This is a genomic window from Vibrio jasicida CAIM 1864 = LMG 25398 (assembly GCF_000400365.1).
Lineage (GTDB): Bacteria > Pseudomonadota > Gammaproteobacteria > Enterobacterales > Vibrionaceae > Vibrio > Vibrio jasicida.
The window spans coordinates 44,163-62,765 of record NZ_BAOG01000041.1 but is presented as its reverse complement, the minus strand read 5'-3'; the positions used below and the strand labels follow the sequence as shown (position 1 = coordinate 62,765).

15 protein-coding genes and 1 other RNA gene are annotated in these 18,603 nt (G+C 46.7%); all 16 read left to right on the top strand.

Annotation, left to right across the window (positions count from 1 at the left end):
- The first annotated feature begins 45 nt into the window (after window positions 1-45).
- The 16 genes from rsmI (at window position 46) to lpxC (ending at window position 18,595) form a co-directional block, all read left to right on the top strand.
- A complete protein-coding gene (gene rsmI, locus VJL_RS12050) occupies window positions 46-909 on the top strand; it encodes a 16S rRNA (cytidine(1402)-2'-O)-methyltransferase (RefSeq protein ID WP_038866251.1) in 864 nt (287 codons plus the stop codon).
- A 383-nt stretch (window positions 910-1,292) separates the two neighbouring features.
- An RNA gene (gene rnpB / locus VJL_RS27540) (RNase P RNA component class A) lies at window positions 1,293-1,721 on the top strand.
- 176 nt (window positions 1,722-1,897) lie between these two features.
- Window positions 1,898-2,848: a 16S rRNA (cytosine(1402)-N(4))-methyltransferase RsmH gene (rsmH, locus tag VJL_RS12045; protein WP_038866252.1), complete on the top strand. Its 951-nt coding sequence runs from the start codon at window positions 1,898-1,900 to the stop codon at window positions 2,846-2,848.
- A 5-nt stretch (window positions 2,849-2,853) separates the two neighbouring features.
- Window positions 2,854-3,171 carry a cell division protein FtsL gene (gene ftsL / locus VJL_RS12040; RefSeq protein ID WP_038866253.1) on the top strand — a complete coding sequence of 106 codons (318 nt, stop codon included), beginning with the start codon at window positions 2,854-2,856 and terminating at the stop codon, window positions 3,169-3,171.
- Window positions 3,168-4,979, top strand: coding sequence for a penicillin-binding transpeptidase domain-containing protein (locus VJL_RS12035; protein WP_096030829.1), 1,812 nt, complete (start codon window positions 3,168-3,170; stop codon window positions 4,977-4,979). Before ftsL ends, VJL_RS12035 begins: the two co-directional genes overlap by 4 nt.
- A gap of 60 nt (window positions 4,980-5,039) precedes the next feature.
- The gene (murE, locus tag VJL_RS12030; RefSeq protein WP_038878237.1) at window positions 5,040-6,521 is read left to right on the top strand and encodes a UDP-N-acetylmuramoyl-L-alanyl-D-glutamate--2,6-diaminopimelate ligase; all 1,482 of its coding nucleotides are present in this window, start codon (window positions 5,040-5,042) and stop codon (window positions 6,519-6,521) included.
- Window positions 6,518-7,882, top strand: a complete 1,365-nt coding sequence (locus tag VJL_RS12025; protein ID WP_038878236.1) for a UDP-N-acetylmuramoyl-tripeptide--D-alanyl-D-alanine ligase — start codon at window positions 6,518-6,520, stop codon at window positions 7,880-7,882. The genes murE and VJL_RS12025 overlap by 4 nt, the downstream gene beginning before the upstream one ends.
- Window positions 7,882-8,964, top strand: coding sequence for a phospho-N-acetylmuramoyl-pentapeptide-transferase (mraY, locus tag VJL_RS12020; RefSeq protein WP_038866256.1), 1,083 nt, complete (start codon window positions 7,882-7,884; stop codon window positions 8,962-8,964). Before VJL_RS12025 ends, mraY begins: the two co-directional genes overlap by 1 nt.
- Window positions 8,965-9,003: 39 nt before the next feature.
- The gene (gene murD / locus VJL_RS12015) at window positions 9,004-10,317 is read left to right on the top strand and encodes a UDP-N-acetylmuramoyl-L-alanine--D-glutamate ligase (RefSeq protein WP_038878235.1); all 1,314 of its coding nucleotides are present in this window, start codon (window positions 9,004-9,006) and stop codon (window positions 10,315-10,317) included.
- Window positions 10,318-10,335: 18 nt separating this feature from the next.
- The gene (gene ftsW / locus VJL_RS12010) at window positions 10,336-11,532 is read left to right on the top strand and encodes a cell division protein FtsW (RefSeq protein WP_038878233.1); all 1,197 of its coding nucleotides are present in this window, start codon (window positions 10,336-10,338) and stop codon (window positions 11,530-11,532) included.
- Window positions 11,519-12,586, top strand: coding sequence for an undecaprenyldiphospho-muramoylpentapeptide beta-N-acetylglucosaminyltransferase (murG, locus tag VJL_RS12005; RefSeq protein ID WP_038878230.1), 1,068 nt, complete (start codon window positions 11,519-11,521; stop codon window positions 12,584-12,586). Before ftsW ends, murG begins: the two co-directional genes overlap by 14 nt.
- Before the next feature lie 22 nt (window positions 12,587-12,608).
- Complete coding sequence (murC, locus tag VJL_RS12000; protein WP_038878227.1) at window positions 12,609-14,066, top strand: UDP-N-acetylmuramate--L-alanine ligase; 1,458 nt, start codon at window positions 12,609-12,611, stop codon at window positions 14,064-14,066.
- Between the two features lie 191 nt (window positions 14,067-14,257).
- On the top strand, window positions 14,258-15,043 hold the full coding sequence (locus VJL_RS11995; protein ID WP_038866267.1) for a cell division protein FtsQ/DivIB: 786 nt from the start codon (window positions 14,258-14,260) through the stop codon (window positions 15,041-15,043).
- A complete protein-coding gene (gene ftsA, locus VJL_RS11990) occupies window positions 15,036-16,298 on the top strand; it encodes a cell division protein FtsA (protein ID WP_038866269.1) in 1,263 nt (420 codons plus the stop codon). Before VJL_RS11995 ends, ftsA begins: the two co-directional genes overlap by 8 nt.
- Before the next feature lie 30 nt (window positions 16,299-16,328).
- Window positions 16,329-17,576: a cell division protein FtsZ gene (gene ftsZ, locus VJL_RS11985; protein WP_038878224.1), complete on the top strand. Its 1,248-nt coding sequence runs from the start codon at window positions 16,329-16,331 to the stop codon at window positions 17,574-17,576.
- A gap of 101 nt (window positions 17,577-17,677) precedes the next feature.
- A complete protein-coding gene (gene lpxC / locus VJL_RS11980) occupies window positions 17,678-18,595 on the top strand; it encodes a UDP-3-O-acyl-N-acetylglucosamine deacetylase (protein ID WP_038878223.1) in 918 nt (305 codons plus the stop codon).
- Window positions 18,596-18,603: the final 8 nt, after the last annotated feature.

The following is an 18,603-nucleotide window of genomic DNA, read 5'->3' as shown; positions in this document are numbered from 1 at the left end:
GTACAAAATTGTCTCTATATTAATCGTTGAAGTGATCGTAAACAAATGACAGATAAAAATAAGTTGCCGAATGAGGGGCCAACTCTCTACATCGTACCGACTCCAATCGGAAATTTAGCGGATATCACTCAACGTGCTATCGAAGTTCTGTCGAATGTGGACATCATTGCCGCTGAGGATACTCGACATACGGGCAAATTACTGTCTCACTTCAATATCCAAACCAAAACTTTCGCGCTACACGATCATAACGAGCAGCAAAAAGCGCAAGTTTTGGTTGAAAAGCTACTATCAGGTCAGTCAATCGCTTTGGTGTCTGACGCTGGTACGCCGCTAATAAGCGATCCAGGATACCACTTGGTAACAAAATGTCGTCAAGCGGGCGTTAGAGTTGTGCCTCTTCCTGGTGCGTGTGCGGTCATCACTGCGTTAAGTGCGTCGGGCTTGCCATCGGATCGTTTTAGCTTTGAAGGCTTTCTACCACCGAAAAGCAAAGGCCGTAAAGACAAGTTCTTAGAAATTGCGTCAGTGGAACGCACTTGTATCTTTTATGAATCACCGCATCGCATTTTAGACTCTCTACAAGACATGTTAGACGTTCTTGGCCCAGAACGAGAAGTCGTGTTAGCTCGTGAGTTAACGAAAACCTTTGAAACTATTCAGGGAATGCCACTTGGCGAACTGATTGAATGGGTGAAAAGTGACGGAAACCAACAACGTGGTGAGATGGTACTCCTTATTCACGGTCACCGTGATTCAAGCGAAGAATCGCTACCAGACGAAGCGACCCGCACTTTGGCTATTCTGACGAAAGAACTGCCGTTAAAGAAAGCTGCAGCATTAGCCGCAGAAATCTACAGCCTGAAAAAGAACGCACTTTATAAGTGGGGCTTAGAGAATCTCAACTAGAAGTCCGTAGAGCGTTGGCGCTTCGGTAGTCTCCTTTAAGCGCCGTTAGTTTTCAGAGTTATCTAGATAAGATTAAGAAGGGGAGTCGTTAACGCGACTCTCCTTTTGTTGTTTATGAGTGCAGGAGATTTTTAATCTTACATAGACAGGGGTAAGAAGTGCGTTGTTAATGTAACTGTGCATTTATTTTCCCACTTTAACTTTCAAGACAATCCTTCGGAGCATCATGATCTCGAGTTCCAAACCTTAGTGCTCCATTTTTCTTTCTCTCGGAGCGAAGCGTTTCCATTCGCTGCTGTCTTTTTGAGCACTTAACCCGCCGTTTTCAGCAATTCTGTGATCTCACTAGACTCTGAGTAGATAACTCTATACAATCCGCCCTCGGAGCTGACTGGGTAGTCGCTGCTTTGTTGATGTCCTTCGGGAGACTGACGTTGAGGTCCCTTTGGGAGACTGACGTTGACGTCCTTCGGGAGACTGACAAAGGGGAGGAAAGTCCGGGCTTCATAGAGCAAGGTGCCAGGTAACGCCTGGGGGGCGCAAGCCTACGACAAGTGCAGCAGAGAGAAGACCGCCGATGGCCTTAGGGCACAGGTAAGGGTGAAAGGGTGCGGTAAGAGCGCACCGGACGACTAGTAATAGTTCGTAGCAGGGTAAACTCCACCTGAAGCAAGACCAAATAGGCCTCCACATTGCGTTGCTCGCGTAAGGAGGCGGGTAGGTTGCTCGAGCCAGTGAGTGATTGCTGGCCTAGACGAATGGCTACCGCCGCGCAAGCGGAACAGAACCCGGCTTATGTGTCGGCTCCACCTATTCGAGACCCATCACTACTTCGGTAGTGATGGGTTTTTTGCATTTTATTGACGCAAACTATGTCATTACCAATAAACTTGGCGCTGAATCACGTCTAACTTTAGACTTGAGGTGGCGATGATGTGGGAAATCAGTACACTAAAGAATCGCTTCAAGATCATTCAACGAGAAAGCTATGACCGAAACATTTCAACATATCTCAGTGTTATTAAATGAATCCATTGATGGCTTGGCTATCAAACCCGATGGTATCTATATCGATGGAACATTTGGCCGTGGCGGTCACAGCCGAACTATCTTGTCCAAATTAGGCGAAAACGGCCGCTTGTACAGCATCGATCGCGACCCTCAAGCGATTGCTGAAGCAGGCAAAATTGACGATCCTCGTTTTACTATCATCCATGGCCCATTTTCAGGCATGGCACAGTATGCAGAAGAGTACGATCTTGTGGGTAAAGTCGATGGTGTATTACTAGACCTTGGCGTTTCTTCTCCACAGCTTGATGATGCTGAACGTGGCTTTAGCTTTATGAAAGATGGCCCGTTAGATATGCGTATGGACCCGACTTCTGGCGTTCCAGTTTCACAATGGTTGATGGAAGCTGATCTTGATGATATCACTTGGGTGATTCGTGAGTTTGGTGAAGACAAACATGCACGTCGTATTGCCAAAGCTATCGTGGCATACCGCGAAGACGAAGAAAACGAGCCGATGGTTCGCACTGGTCAGCTAGCGAAGCTGATTTCGGACGCCGCACCAAAGAGCTTCAAAGAGAAAAAACACCCAGCAACCCGTGCTTTTCAGGCTTTTCGCATTTACATCAACAGTGAATTAGAAGAAATTGATACAGCACTAAAAGGCGCGGCAAGCATTTTGGCTCCAGAAGGTCGCCTATCGGTCATCAGCTTCCATTCGTTGGAAGACCGCATGGTGAAACGCTTTATCCGTAAAGAGAGCAAAGGCCCAGAAGTGCCACATGGCATCCCAATGACGGAAGAACAAATCCGAGCATTGGGCAGTGCAAACATGAAAGCGGTGAGCAAGGCGATTAAGCCAACGAAGCAAGAAATCGAACTCAACCCTCGCTCTCGTAGTTCAGTACTAAGAATTGCAGAAAAGCTTTAATTATTATGACGAAAACCACTCCTAATCTTGCTAAGTTGATTGCGACGGATTTAATTTCCGTTGGTCGCTGGTCGTTATTGTTGATGATTTTAATATTCTCATCGGCAATGGGAGTGGTCTTTGCCACCCATCATGCGCGTCAAGCGATCACTGAAAAAGATCATACATTGGTTGAGCGAGAGCGATTGGATAGCGAATGGCGCAACCTAATGTTGGAAGAAACAGCCCTCGCGGAACACAGTCGCGTTCAAGACTTGGCAAAGAAGGATCTTGAAATGAAACGACCAGATGGCGATAAAGAAGTGGTTATCACGCTAAAATGATTGGAAAGAAAGCCAAATCGAAACAAGGAAATTCGCGCAAGCCAGCAGCCAAAGAAAAGAAAGTGGTTGCTGCAAAGTCGCAACCCACCAAAGAAGCAAAAGAACCCCAAGAAACAGACGTTGTTGAACCCGAATCCTTTTTGATTCGCTGGCGCTTTCAGTTACTGCTGTTTTTCGTCTTTTGTGCATTTGCCCTACTCGTTGGGCGCGTTGCCTACATTCAAATCATCGAGCCTGATAACCTTATCAAGCAAGGTGACCTTCGTTCAGTCCGTGTTAAAGCCATTCCTTCTGCGCGCGGTATCATCTCTGATCGTAATGGCGAACCTCTTGCCGTTAGTGTTCCTGTTGAGGCTGTATGGGCCGATCCAAAAACCATCTTCAAAGAGGGCGCGCTACAGCAAACCAAAAGTTGGTATGCATTAGCTGACGTTCTTGGTTTGGACCGACAAGGTCTGATCAATAAGATCAAGAAAAATGAAAAGCGTCGCTTTATCTACCTTCAGCGTCAGGTAAGCCCTGCGATGGCTAACTACATTCGTGAACTCAAACTACCTGGTGTAGGCTTGAAATCTGAATCTCGTCGTTACTATCCTGCAGGTGAGGTTAGTGCTCACTTAGTCGGTGTTACGGGGATTGATGGTCATGGTCTAGAAGGTGTAGAGCGAAGCTATGATGAATGGTTAACTGGTGCAGCAGGCAAGAAAACCATTCGTAAAGACCGCTATGGCCGTGTTGTTGAGAATATTGCTCTTGAAGAGAAACAAGAAGGTAAACCGCTGCAACTGACTATTGATCAGCGAATTCAAGCTGTTGCTTATCGCGCAATTAAACAGGCGGTTGCTGACCATCGCGCAACATCTGGTTCTGTAGTGGTGCTTGATGTAAAAACGGGCGCTGTGTTGGCGATGGTGAACGCGCCATCTTATAACCCAAATAATCGTAGCGATTGGCAAAGTTACAAAATGCGTAACCGAGTAATCACCGACTCTTTAGAGCCGGGCTCTACAATTAAGCCATTCGTTGTTTTAGCCGCCTTAGAAAATGAGGTCGCAGATAAAGACACCATCGTCGATACTGGAAACGGTATTCTTCAATTGGGTGGCAGCCGTGTTCGTGATGCACCAAAGGTAGGAAAAGCGAGCTTAACGACCATCTTGAAGAAATCGAGTAATATCGGTGTGACCAAGTTAGCTATGCGTATGCCAGTAGAAGCATTGCTTGGTTTATACAGTTCTGTTGGTTTGGGAGAACTTTCTGGCTTGAACTTAGTCGGTGAAGTTGTGGGTATTTTTCCGAGTCGCTCGCGTTGGTCGCCAATTGAACGTGCCACCATCGCCTTTGGTTACGGTTTATCGGTGACCCCAATTCAGTTAGCGCATGCTTACGCAACCTTGGGTAACTTAGGTAAATATGAGCCGATTCATATTATCGAAAGTAACGACAACGATATGGCTCGCCAAGTTGTTAGTCAAAAAAATGCACGCCTTGTACTCGATATGCTGGAAACGGTAACGCAAAAAGGCGGTTCAGCCCGTCGTGCTGCGGTTCCGGGCTATCGAGTTGGTGCCAAAACGGGTACGGCTCGAAAAGCAACCGCTGGTGGCTATAGTGATGAGTACATCAACTACACGGCCGGTGTTGCTCCTGTGAGCGATCCAAGACTTGCATTGGTTGTTGTAGTTAATGAACCGCAAGGTGATGACTACTATGGCGGTTCAGTTGCTTCGCCAGTCTTTTCTGAAATCATGAAAGGCGCGCTGCAAATTCTGAATGTTGCCCCTGACGAAAACAAATTCCAACAGTAGGCTTCGATGTTTACTGAGAAACAAAATCTAGAAAGCTGAGCTAAAGCTCGGAGAACAAATATGACCAAAGCCATCAGTATGGACGCGCTGCTTTCCAATTGGGTTGATTGCCCAAGTTTGTCGTCCGTTCTTGTCTCTGAACTGGAACTCGATAGTAGACGAGTTCAGTCCGGCACTACTTTTGTTGCCATCATTGGCCATGCTGTCGATGGACGTGATTTTATCGCGAAGGCCATCCAGCAAGGTGCTAACGCGGCGATCGCTCAAGCCTGTGAGCGAAAAGCACACGGTACGATTGAGATTGTTGATAATGTTCCAGTGATTTACCTCGATGCACTGGATAAGTGCCTTTCTCAAATCGCAGGTCAGTTCTACCATTATCCCAATATGGAGCTGATTGGTGTCACTGGCACCAACGGCAAAACTACCATCACTCAGCTTATTGCCCAATGGATTGATTTAGTCGGTTCCAAAGCGGCGGTAATGGGGACAACAGGGAATGGCTTTCTAGATGATCTGCAAGAAGCCGCAAACACCACAGGCAACGCAGTTGAAATCCAAAAGACCCTATCCTCGCTCGCCGAGCAAAAAGCACATTACACTGCGCTTGAAGTTTCCTCTCATGGTCTGATTCAAGGTCGTGTTAAAGCATTGTCTTTTACCGCTGGTGTGTTCACCAATCTGAGCCGTGATCACTTGGATTATCATGGCACGATGGAAGAGTATGCAAAGGCGAAGCTGATGCTGTTTACCACTCACCAATGCGAGCATGCGATCATCAATGTCGATGATACAGTGGGAGCTGCGTGGGCGAAGCAATTATCGAATGCCATAGCTGTTTCACTCAAGCCGAATTCAGAATTCCTACAATCCGTATTTGCTACTGACATTGTTTACGCAGAGTCAGGCATTACGATTGAGTTTGATGGCAAGTTTGGTGAGGGAATACTTCATGCGCCGCTGATTGGCGAGTTCAATGCAGCAAACCTGATGTTGGCATTCACAACGTTACTTAGTCTCGGTTTTAGCAAGCAAGATTTGCTGGCAACGGCAGGCCAATTGCAACCCGTACTTGGTCGTATGGAACTCTTCCAAGCTGACGACAAGGCAAAAGTCGTGGTGGATTACGCCCACACGCCTGACGCGCTAGAAAAAGCGCTGCAAGCATTGCGTGTGCATTGCCAGGGTGAGCTTTGGGCTATTTTCGGCTGTGGTGGTGACCGTGATGCTGGTAAGCGCCCAATGATGGCGGAAATCGCTGAGCGTTTGGGTGACAAGATAGTGCTTACCGATGATAACCCTCGCAGTGAAGACCCTGTGCTGATCATGAAAGACATGCTGGCCGGCCTAACAAAACCTGCTGAGGCGATTGTGCAGCATGACCGTTTTAAAGCGCTGTCTTACGCACTGGAACATGCTTCTCCGCAAGACATTATCCTTCTGGCAGGTAAAGGTCATGAGGACTACCAAATTCTAAACTCTGGAACCATCCATTACTCTGACCGCGAGTCAGCCATGACGCTATTGGGGCTTTCATCATGATCACAGTAACGCTTTCTCAAGTCGCGGATATGACTGGCGGTGAACTGGTTGGCAATGACCTATCTATTGAATCTGTTTCTACCGACACTCGAGCGATCGAACAGGGTGCTCTTTTTGTTGCTTTGGTTGGAGAGCGTTTTGATGCTCACGATTTCTGCCAACAAGCGGTGGAGTCAGGGGCGGGTGCACTGTTAGTGCAAAAGCAACTTAATGTGAATGTCCCTCAAGTTGTTGTTACCGATACTAAGATAGCGTTAGGTGAAGTCGCATCTTGGGTACACAATTCGTCTCAAACACCGACAGTGGCGATTACAGGCAGTTGTGGCAAAACTACAGTAAAAGAGATGGTTGCAAGTATCCTGCAGTTGAAAGGCAAAGTGCTATTTACCGCGGGCAACTTCAACAATGACATTGGTGTTCCGCTTACGTTATTGAGATCGCAACAAGACGATGATTACGCTGTGATTGAGCTTGGGGCCAACCATATTGGTGAGATCGAATACACGACTCAACTGGTTCATCCTAACATTGCGTTAGTCAACAACGTAGCCGCCGCTCACTTAGAGGGATTTGGTTCGATTGATGGCGTAAAACAGGCTAAAGGCGAGATTTATCAGGGATTGCCTGCTGGCGGTGTTGCGATTGTGAACCTCGATAGCAATGGTGGTGAGAAGTGGAACCATGTTCTTGCCGATAAGCAAGTCATCACATTTTCTCAAACGAACACAGATGCTGACTTTTATGCAACAAATGTTGTAATGAACGCCGCCGGCGAAGCAAGCTTTAACCTACATCTCGCAATAGACTCACAAGAAATTGAACTGTCTCTGGGTATTATAGGTCAACACAACGTTGCGAACGCGATTGCGGCTTCTATCATTGCGTTACAAATGGGCGCGACGTTAGAAGAAGTTCGTGATGGCCTTAAACATTTAAATAAAGTGAAAGGTCGAGTCGAAGTTGAGGAACTCAGCGATAAAATCAAGCTAATTGATGACAGCTATAACGCGAGTGTTCCAGCGATGAAGGCCGCGGTGGACTTGCTTAGTGCATTCCAAGGTGAGCGTTGGTTGATTTTAGGCAATATGGCGGAGTTGGGTGAGGAAAGTCTTGCACTTCATCGTCAAGTCGGGGAACATGCTGCCCCACAAAAATTTGAACACGTTCTCACGTATGGTGCAGACACGAAGGTCATTAGTGAACTTTGTGATGGCATCCATTTCGAGACACATCCAGAGATGATTGACTACATCAAGCAGCATCTAGACCAAACCGCACCTCAACACCATACAATGTTGGTGAAAGGAGCGAACGGTGCTCGTATGTTTGAAGTCGCTGCTGCTTTGAAGGAGTATTATTAATGATTATTTGGCTTGCCGAGCTGCTACAGCCATACCTGTCTTTTTTCCGATTGTTTGAATACCTGTCGTTTCGAGCAATCCTTAGTGTACTTACTGCTTTAGGTCTGTCTTTATGGATGGGGCCTATCATGATCAAGCGTCTACAGATGCTACAAATTGGTCAGGTTGTTCGTAACGAAGGTCCAGAGTCTCACTTTAGCAAGCGTGGTACCCCTACAATGGGGGGGATCATGATTTTGGCTGCTATTTCAATCACTATTCTTTTATGGACTGATTTATCGAACCCATACGTGTGGGCGGTGCTGACGGTACTGCTTGGTTATGGGGCGATTGGTTTTGTTGATGACTATCGTAAAGTCGTTCGTAAGAATACCGACGGCCTGATTGCTCGTTGGAAGTACTTTTGGCAGTCGCTGATTGCATTTGTCGTGGCGTTTGCGTTGTACGCTTACGGCAAAGATACCGCAGCTACTCAACTTGTTGTGCCATTCTTTAAAGACATCATGCCGCAACTTGGCTTGATGTACATTATCCTCACTTACTTCGTTATTGTGGGTACTAGTAATGCGGTAAACCTAACCGATGGCCTAGACGGCTTGGCTATCATGCCAACGGTTCTGGTTGCGGCTGGCTTTGCTGTGATTGCTTGGGCAACAGGTAACATTAACTTCTCTGAATACCTTCATATTCCATACCTCCCACACGCTTCTGAGCTGGTTGTCGTTTGTACTGCAATCGTTGGTGCGGGCCTTGGTTTCTTGTGGTTCAACACTTACCCAGCACAAGTATTCATGGGAGATGTTGGTTCACTTGCTCTAGGTGGCGCGCTTGGTACTATCGCTGTACTGGTTCGTCAAGAGTTGGTACTGGTGATCATGGGTGGTGTGTTTGTAATGGAAACGCTATCGGTAATTCTACAGGTAGGTTCTTATAAACTACGTGGTCAGCGTATTTTCCGTATGGCACCGATTCACCATCACTACGAATTAAAAGGTTGGCCAGAGCCCCGCGTAATCGTGCGCTTCTGGATTATTTCTATGGTTCTTGTTCTGATTGGTCTAGCAACTCTGAAAGTGCGTTAATCGCACTTTCCAAGAACAAGACAAATTGCGTGATCAAATATGGAACGTTGGCAAAACATACATAAGGTCGTCGTCGTAGGGCTCGGTATTACCGGGCTCTCTGTCGTTAAACACCTCACAAAAACTCAACCACAACTGACAATCAAAGTCATTGATACGCGCACTAACCCTCCGGGGGCTGAGCGTTTGTCAGAGCAGGTAGAACTCCACAGCGGTGGTTGGAATACCGAATGGCTTGCAGAAGCTGACTTAGTCGTGACTAACCCAGGCATCGCCTTAGCGACACCAGAAATACAATCGGTTCTTGCGAAAGGAAAGCCAGTTGTTGGTGATATCGAGCTCTTCGCGTGGGCAGTCGATAAACCTGTTATTGCGATTACCGGTTCTAATGGTAAAAGCACGGTAACAGACCTAACAGGCGTGTTAGCAAAAGCTGCCGGGTTAACGGTCGGTGTTGGTGGCAATATCGGGGTTCCTGCTCTCGATTTGCTAGAGCAAGACGCAGATTTGTATGTACTTGAACTATCTAGCTTCCAACTAGAAACCACATCAAGCTTGAAGCTTAAAGCGGCTGCGTTTCTAAACCTTTCGGAAGATCACATGGATCGTTATGAGGGCATGGCGGACTACCGACAAGCTAAACTGCGCATTTTTGATAACGCGGAGCTGGCAGTAGTTAACCGTGATGATCAAGAAACTTTTCCTGATACTGATACGCCGTTGGTGACGTTTGGTAGTGATGAGCAGGCTTACGGACTTGAAGTTGACGGTAACCGTACTTGGTTACTTGATCATGGTCAGCGCGTGATTGCCAGTGATGAATTGAAGTTGGTTGGTAAGCACAATCTGGCTAACGCTCTCGTCGTACTTGCTCTGCTTAAAGCGGCGGATGTGGATTATCACAAATCCTTGAATGCACTGAAAACTTACACTGGTTTGACACATCGATGCCAAGTGGTTGCGGATAATCATGGTGTAAAATGGGTGAATGACTCCAAAGCAACTAATATTGCGAGCACTATGGCTGCGCTTTCTGGCTTAGAATCAATGGGTAAATTGTATTTGTTGGTTGGTGGTGTTGGTAAAGGCGCAGATTTCACACCATTAAAGCCGATCTTAGCGACGCTTAACTTGCAGCTTTGCTGCTTTGGCAAAGATGGCGATGATTTTATGCCACTGCATGAATCCGCAACTCGTTTCGACACCATGGAAGATGTGATTCAACAGATATCTTCGCAGTTAAATACGGGCGATATGGTGATGCTATCTCCGGCATGTGCTAGCTTTGATCAATTCGACAACTTTATGGCAAGGGGTGACGCATTTGCGGCTCTTGCTGAGAAATATGCATAATTAAAGGTCACACACTTCGTGGGTTTAGGTAACGTTAAACGCAGCATTGGCACTTGGCTTAAGCATCCTGCTCCAGAGGCGCTCTTTGACCGTCAACTCGTATGGATTGCACTGGGTTTGATGTTAACCGGTTTGGTGATGGTGACATCAGCATCATTTCCAATCAGCTCACGTCTGACGGATCAGCCATTTCACTTTATGTTCCGTCATGCCACTTTCTTGGTGCTGGCGATTGGTGTGTCTGCCGTCATTCTTCAAATCCCACTAGAACAATGGTTTAAGCGAAGCCATTACTTATTGTGGATCTCGTTTGGTTTACTCATCATCGTATTATTGGCTGGTAAGTCGGTAAACGGTGCATCGCGTTGGATCCCGCTGGGACTGTTTAACTTGCAACCGGCCGAAGTCGCGAAGCTCTCGCTATTTGTCTTCATGTCCGGTTATCTGGTGCGTAAGCAAGACGAAGTTCGCCAAACCTTCTTTGGCGGTTTCATGAAGCCCATCATGGTGTTTGCCTTCTTCGCCGTGTTGCTTCTAGGGCAGCCCGATCTAGGTACCGTGGTTGTAATGCTGGTGACGCTTTTTGGCATGCTGTTCATTGCTGGAGCCAAGCTGACTCAGTTTTTAGCGCTCATGATTGCTGGTATTGCTGCCGTGGTTGGCTTGATTTTGGTCGAGCCATACCGTATTCGTCGTGTTACCTCGTTTCTCGACCCTTGGGAAGACCCATTTGGTAGCGGCTATCAGTTGACTCAATCTCTCATGGCGTTTGGTCGTGGTGAATGGTTTGGGCAAGGCTTAGGCAACTCGATTCAAAAACTGGAATATCTTCCAGAAGCGCACACCGACTTCGTGTTTGCGGTACTGGCTGAAGAGCTGGGTTTTGTTGGCGTCGTGTTAGTGCTAATGCTGATTTTCAGTTTGGTGCTAAAAGCGGTTTATATCGGCAAACGTGCTTTTGAAGAAGGCGAAATGTTTGGCGGTTACCTCGCATTTGGTATTGGTATTTGGTTTGCTTTCCAAACGCTGGTTAATGTTGGCGCAGCGGCCGGTATTGTTCCGACCAAAGGTCTTACTCTGCCGCTGATCAGTTATGGTGGTTCGAGTTTAATCATTATGTCTGTAGCGGTGTCTATATTGCTGCGTATCGATCATGAATGCCGTTTGAAGCGCGGCCAGAAAGAACTAGAAAAACAAATTGATGAAGAAAAATAAACGTTTGATGGTGATGGCTGGTGGTACTGGCGGTCACGTGTTCCCAGGTTTAGCGGTTGCAAAACAACTGCAGGAGCAAGGCTGGGAGATCCGCTGGTTAGGTACTGCGGATAGAATGGAGGCGGATTTAGTGCCGAAACATGGCATTGAAATCGACTTTATCAAAGTAAAAGGTCTACGAGGTCAAGGCGTTAAGCGTCTTCTTGTGGCACCATTTCAGATTATTAATGCCATCAAGCAGGCTCGTGCTCACATGAAACGCTGGCAGCCAGATGCCGTGCTTGGTATGGGTGGTTACGTGAGTGGTCCTGGTGGTATTGCTGCTTGGATGAGTGGTATTCCTGTTGTCCTGCATGAACAAAATGCTGTCGCGGGTTTAACTAACCAATGGCTGTCGAAAATTGCCAAAAAGGTATTTCAAGCCTTTCCTGGTGCTTTTCCAAAAGCAGAAGTCGTTGGCAACCCAGTTCGTGAAGACGTGACTCAATTAGAAGCGCCAACTGAGCGGATGCAAGAGCGACAAGGTCCGATTCGGATTTTGGTTATGGGAGGAAGCCAAGGCGCACGAATTCTTAACCAAACTTTGCCAGAAGTGATGGCTAAATTGGGCGAAGATTACTGTATTCGTCATCAAGCGGGTAAAGGTGCTGCTGAAGAAGTGAATACAGCGTACCAAGCCAATGGTGTTGTGAATGCAGAAGTAACCGAATTCATCGACGATGTATCAAATGCTTATGCATGGGCTGACCTTTTGGTTTGTCGTTCAGGTGCACTCACGGTTTCTGAAGTTTCAGCTGCCGGTGTTGGTGCCATTTTTGTGCCGTTTATGCATAAAGACCGCCAGCAAGCATTGAATGCAGACCACTTGGTGGATTGCGGTGCGGCTAAGATGATTGAACAACCAGATTTAACCGTTGAGTCATTGACTCAACAGATCCAACAATTGGATCGACAAGCTTTACTTACAATGGCTGAGCAAGCACGCAGTGCAGCAAAGTTAGATGCGGATAAAACAGTCGCACAAGCCATTGTCGCTTTGACCGAAAAGCGTTAACGAATTATTGAGAATAGAATTGATGACAATCCAACATACACAAGACTTAGCTCAGATTCGCGCAATGGTGCCAGAGATGCGCCGCGTGAAATCCATCCACTTCATCGGTATTGGTGGTGCGGGCATGAGCGGCATTGCAGAAGTGCTGTTTAACGAAGGCTACCAAATCACGGGTTCTGATTTATCAGAGAACCCAGTGACGGAGCGTTTAGTATCAAAAGGTGCAACCGTGTTTATCGGTCACCAAGCCAGCAATGTGGAAAAAGCCAGTGTGGTTGTGGTTTCAACAGCAATCAACGAAGAAAACCCAGAAGTCATCGCAGCTCGCGAATTACGTATTCCAATCGTACGCCGTGCAGAGATGCTTGCTGAGCTAATGCGATTCCGTCATGGTATTGCCGTTGCTGGCACGCACGGTAAAACGACGACGACTGCGTTAGTGACACAAATCTATTCTGAAGCAGGTTTAGATCCAACGTTTGTTAACGGTGGTCTAGTTAAGAGTGCTGGCACTAACGCGCGTCTAGGTTCTAGCCGAATTTTGATTGCAGAAGCGGACGAGAGTGATGCGTCATTTCTGCATCTACAACCTATGGTGAGCATCGTCACGAACATCGAAGCAGACCATATGGATACGTACGGCGGCGATTTTGAAACTTTGAAGCAAACCTTCATCGACTTCCTTCATAATTTACCGTTTTACGGTCAAGCGATCGTGTGTATAGATGATCCTGTGATTCGCGAGCTGATTCCACGTATTAGCCGCCAAGTGATCACTTACGGTTTTTCTGAAGATGCCGATGTACGTATCGAGAACTACCACCAAGAAGGCCAGCAAGGCAAGTTCACCGTGGTTCGTGAAGGGCGTGCGAATCTGGATATCACACTAAATATCCCAGGTCGCCACAATGCACTCAATGCGTCAGCCGCGATTGCCGTAGCGACAGAAGACGACATCACTGATGAAGCTATCTTAAAAGCAATGGCGGGAACCCAAGGTACAGGTCGTCGTTTTGATCATTTAGGCGAGTTTGATACTGGAAACGGCCATGCAATGCTTGTTGATGACTACGGTCACCACCCAACAGAAGTGGATGTGACGATCAATGCAGCGCGCGCCGGTTGGCAAGACAAGCGTCTTGTTATGATCTTCCAGCCACATCGTTACAGTCGAACTCGTGACCTTTACGATGATTTTGCTAACGTGCTGGAGCAAGTTGATGTACTGATCATGCTCGATGTCTATGCGGCGGGTGAAAAACCTATCGCTGGCGCTGATGGTCGTGCTTTATGCCGAACGATTCGTAGTCGTGGGAAGGTAGATCCAATTTTTGTGCCTGAAATAGAGCAATTACCGTCAGTTTTAGCTAACGTTATACAAGATGGCGACCTGATCTTAACTCAAGGTGCCGGTGATGTTGGTAAAGTCGCTAAGCAATTGGCAACGCTTGAGTTGAACATAAATAATATGCTCGGGTAATCACGAAAATTGACGCAAAGCACAGAGAAAGACATAGATCTCGATTTTGCGTCAAGATCGTTGTGATTTATCGCTATCAGTGTTTGATAGTTTACAAGAGCTCAGTATAATCCCAAGGTTAAAGTCAATACTTTTGCCGATGTGTACTCACACGGTGAAAAGTACAAGACAAAAGTCAGGAAACAAAGACGTTGTTGAATATTGCACTGAATGAAGAGCGACTTAACACGGAGACTAACCGTGGTCGCCAAGAGAAAATCTTGGGTGTGCTATTTTTCGTTGTCGTCGTGACCTTAATCAGTTCTGTTTTGTACTCAGCGATCAGTTGGATGTGGGATGACCAAAGGTTACCTCTCTCCAAAATCGTGCTTCAAGGAAAACTGGAGTACGTAACCGCAGACGATGTTCAAGCAGCGTTTAGCAAGATTGATCATATCGGCACGTTTATGTCGCAAGACATCGATGTGTTGCAGCAAAGTGTTGAAGCCTTACCTTGGGTCGCGCATGCCGCGATCCGAAAGCAATGGCCAGACACGGTAAAAGTATTTTTGACAGAACATCGCCCTGTCGCCATCTGGAATGGCATCGAGCTGTTAGATAATAACGGTTTGGTATTTGAAGGCGATGTCGGCCTGCTAAAGGAAGAGAAAGTTAAGTTATATGGACCCAATGCAACTGGGCCGGAAGTCTTGCAAACCTACCGCGAACTCCGACCTAAGTTCCAACAATTGGGTTTGGCTATATCGTCTCTGGTTTTAAATGAGCGACGAGCTTGGCAAATCATCCTTGATAACGGTATTCGACTAGAGCTTGGTAAAGAGTCTCTGGATGAGCGAATAGAGCGCTTTTTCTCGCTTTATAACAAGCTTGGCAGTGACACTCAAAGAATCAGTTATATCGATCTTCGATACGATACGGGAGCCGCGGTTGGTTGGTTTCCTGAACATGAGTTAGAACAAGAGAGTACAGATGACTAAGGCCGCTGATGACAACATTATTGTTGGTCTGGATATAGGCACTGCAACCGTATCAGCTCTAGTGGGCGAGATTCTACCTGATGGCCAAATAAATATTATTGGTGCTGGTAGCAGCCCCTCACGTGGCATGGATAAAGGCGGCGTGAATGATTTGGAGTCGGTTGTAAAATCAGTACAACGCGCAATTGATCAAGCTGAGCTAATGGCGGAATGCCAAATCAGCCGAGTATTCATTTCGTTGTCTGGTAAACATATCGCAAGCCGAATTGAAAAAGGCATGGGCACAATTTCTGATGAAGAAGTGTCTCAAGAAGATATGGATCGTGCTATCCATACAGCCAAATCGATTAAAATCGGTGATGAACAACGAATCCTTCATGTGATTCCACAAGAGTTCACCATCGACTACCAAGAGGGCATCAAAAACCCACTTGGTTTATCTGGAGTGAGAATGGAAGTAAGCGTCCATTTGATCTCATGCCATAATGATATGGCACGCAATATTATTAAGGCCGTAGAACGTTGTGGTCTTAAAGTAGAGCAACTTGTGTTTTCTGGGCTTGCTGCGAGTAATGCAGTAATTACCGAGGACGAAAGAGAGCTTGGGGTTTGTGTGGTGGATATCGGTGCCGGCACGATGGATGTTTCTATCTGGACCGGTGGTGCGTTGCGTCACACAGAAGTATTTTCTTACGCAGGAAATGCGGTAACTAGCGATATTGCTTTTGCTTTTGGTACGCCAGTGAGCGATGCTGAAGAAATCAAAGTCAAATATGGCTGCGCCTTGAGTGAACTGGTCAGTAAGGATGACACGGTTAACGTCCCAAGCGTAGGTGGTCGACCTTCACGTAGTCTGCAACGTCAGACTTTGTCAGAAGTCATTGAACCACGCTACTCTGAGCTGATGGGATTAGTTAACCAAACTATCGACTCTGTACAAGCGAAATTGCGCGAAGAAGGCATTAAACACCATCTTGCTGCGGGTGTAGTTCTCACCGGCGGTGCTGCGCAAATCGAAGGAGTGGTAGAATGTGCGGAACGCGTATTCCGCAACCAAGTAAGGGTCGGCAAACCGCTCGAAGTCAGCGGATTAACTGACTATGTAAAAGAGCCGTACCATTCTACGGCAGTTGGATTACTTCATTACGCGAGAGACATGCAGTCTAGCGACGATAGCGATTATAATGAACCTAAGCGCTCATCTGTTACTGGCTTCTTCGGTAAATTGCGTAATTGGATACAAAAAGAGTTTTAACCTGAGTTGCAGGATAAACGGAGACAACACATGTTTGAACCGATGATGGAAATGTCTGACGATGCAGTAATCAAGGTCGTTGGAGTTGGTGGCGGCGGTGGTAACGCTGTTGAACACATGGTGCGTGAATCCATCGAAGGTGTGGAATTCATCAGCGTCAACACTGATGCGCAAGCACTTCGTAAGACAAGCGTTGGCAATGTTATTCAGATCGGTGGTGATATCACTAAAGGTCTGGGGGCAGGTGCGAATCCACAGGTTGGCCGTGAGGCAGCTCTCGAAGACAGAGATAGACTTAAAGATTCCCTAACTGGTGCCGATATGGTGTTTATCGCAGCAGGTATGGGTGGTGGTACAGGTACTGGTGCAGCTCCTGTTATCGCAGAAGTCGCTAAAGAGCTTGGCATTCTGACTGTTGCGGTAGTAACAAAACCGTTCAGCTTTGAAGGCAAAAAGCGTTTGGCATTTGCAGAGCAAGGTATCGATGAGCTTTCTAAGCATGTTGATTCTTTGATTACGATTCCAAACGAAAAGCTACTTAAAGTACTTGGTCGTGGTGTTACGCTACTTGAAGCATTTGCGAGTGCGAACGACGTTCTTAAAAACGCTGTTCAAGGTATCGCAGAGCTAATCACTCGTCCTGGCATGATCAACGTCGACTTTGCAGACGTACGTACTGTGATGTCAGAAATGGGTCATGCAATGATGGGTAGCGGCATCGCGAAAGGCGAAGACCGTGCTGAAGAAGCGGCAGAGATGGCAATTTCTAGCCCACTTCTAGAAGATATCGATCTAGCGGGTGCTCGTGGTGTTCTTGTTAACATTACGGCTGGTCTGGACATGCGTCTTGACGAGTTTGAGACCGTAGGTAACACAGTGAAAGCATTTGCTTCTGACAATGCAACAGTGGTTATCGGTACATCTCTAGACCCTGATATGACGGATGAAATCCGCGTAACTGTTGTTGCAACAGGTATTGGTAATGAGAAGAAACCAGATATCACGCTAGTTGCGGGTGGCAAAGCGAAAGTGGCTCCGACTCAGGCAGCTCCTCAAGCTCAACCACAGCAGCAAACTGCGGCACCGCAAGCTGAAGAGAAACCGGCACAAACTTTGCAGACTTCACCAATGCAAGAGAAGCCACAGGTAACTCCTCAGCCGACAAATACCGTTTCTTCTCCAGCTTCTTCTGCAAGCCAAAGTTCGGCGGCACCGAAGCAAGAGAAAGAAAGTGGTTACTTAGATATTCCGGCATTTTTGCGTCGTCAGGCTGATTAATCTTTAACCCGTAAATTTGACATAGCTCAAAATTATGGTAGCATTCACGGTCGACGTTACAGACGGCCGTGTTTTGTAGCATATTTTAGAGAGGCAAGCAGATGATCAGACAACGTACTCTGAAAGAAATAGTGAAAACAACTGGTGTGGGTCTCCACTCTGGTCGTAAAGTCACACTTACTCTGCGCCCAGCTGCTGCAAACACAGGTATCATTTACCGTCGTACCGATGTAAATCCACCTGTAGATTTTCCAGCTGATCCGGCATCTGTACGTGACACTATGCTTTGTACGGCATTAGTGAACGACGAAGGTATTCGTATTTCAACTGTTGAACACTTGAATGCGGCACTCGCTGGTATGGGTATTGACAACATCGTAGTTGAAGTTGACGCACCTGAAATCCCTATTATGGATGGCAGTGCAAGCCCATTCGTATACTTGCTACAACAAGCAGGTATCGAGATGCAAAATGTACCTAAGCGCTTTATTCGTATTAAAAAACCAGTTCGTTTTGAAGATGGCGATAAGTGGGCAGAATTTGTGCCATTTAACGGCTTCCGCATGGACTTCGAGATTGACTTTAACCACCCTGCGATTGAATCAGACGAGCAGCGCCTTATGTTTGATTTCTCTTCTCAAGGTTTCGTTCGCGAAATTTCTCGTGCACGTACGTTTGGTTTTATGCGTGACATCGAATACCTGCAATCTCAGAACCTTGTTCTAGGTGGTAGCTTTGATAATGCGATTGTTTTGGATGACTACCGTATTCTTAATGAAGAAGGTCTTCGTTTTGAAAACGAGTTTGTGACTCACAAAGTGTTGGATGCCATTGGTGACCTTTACATGTGTGGTCATGCAATTATTGGTGAATTCCGCGCTTATAAATCAGGTCACGGCCTGAATAACCAACTTCTGCGTGCTGTTCTTGCTGATCAAGAAGCATGGGAATGGACAACATTCGAAGAAGAAGTCGGTTCACCAGTTGCATTTGCAGAACCAAACATGGTGCTTGCGTAATCAACGCT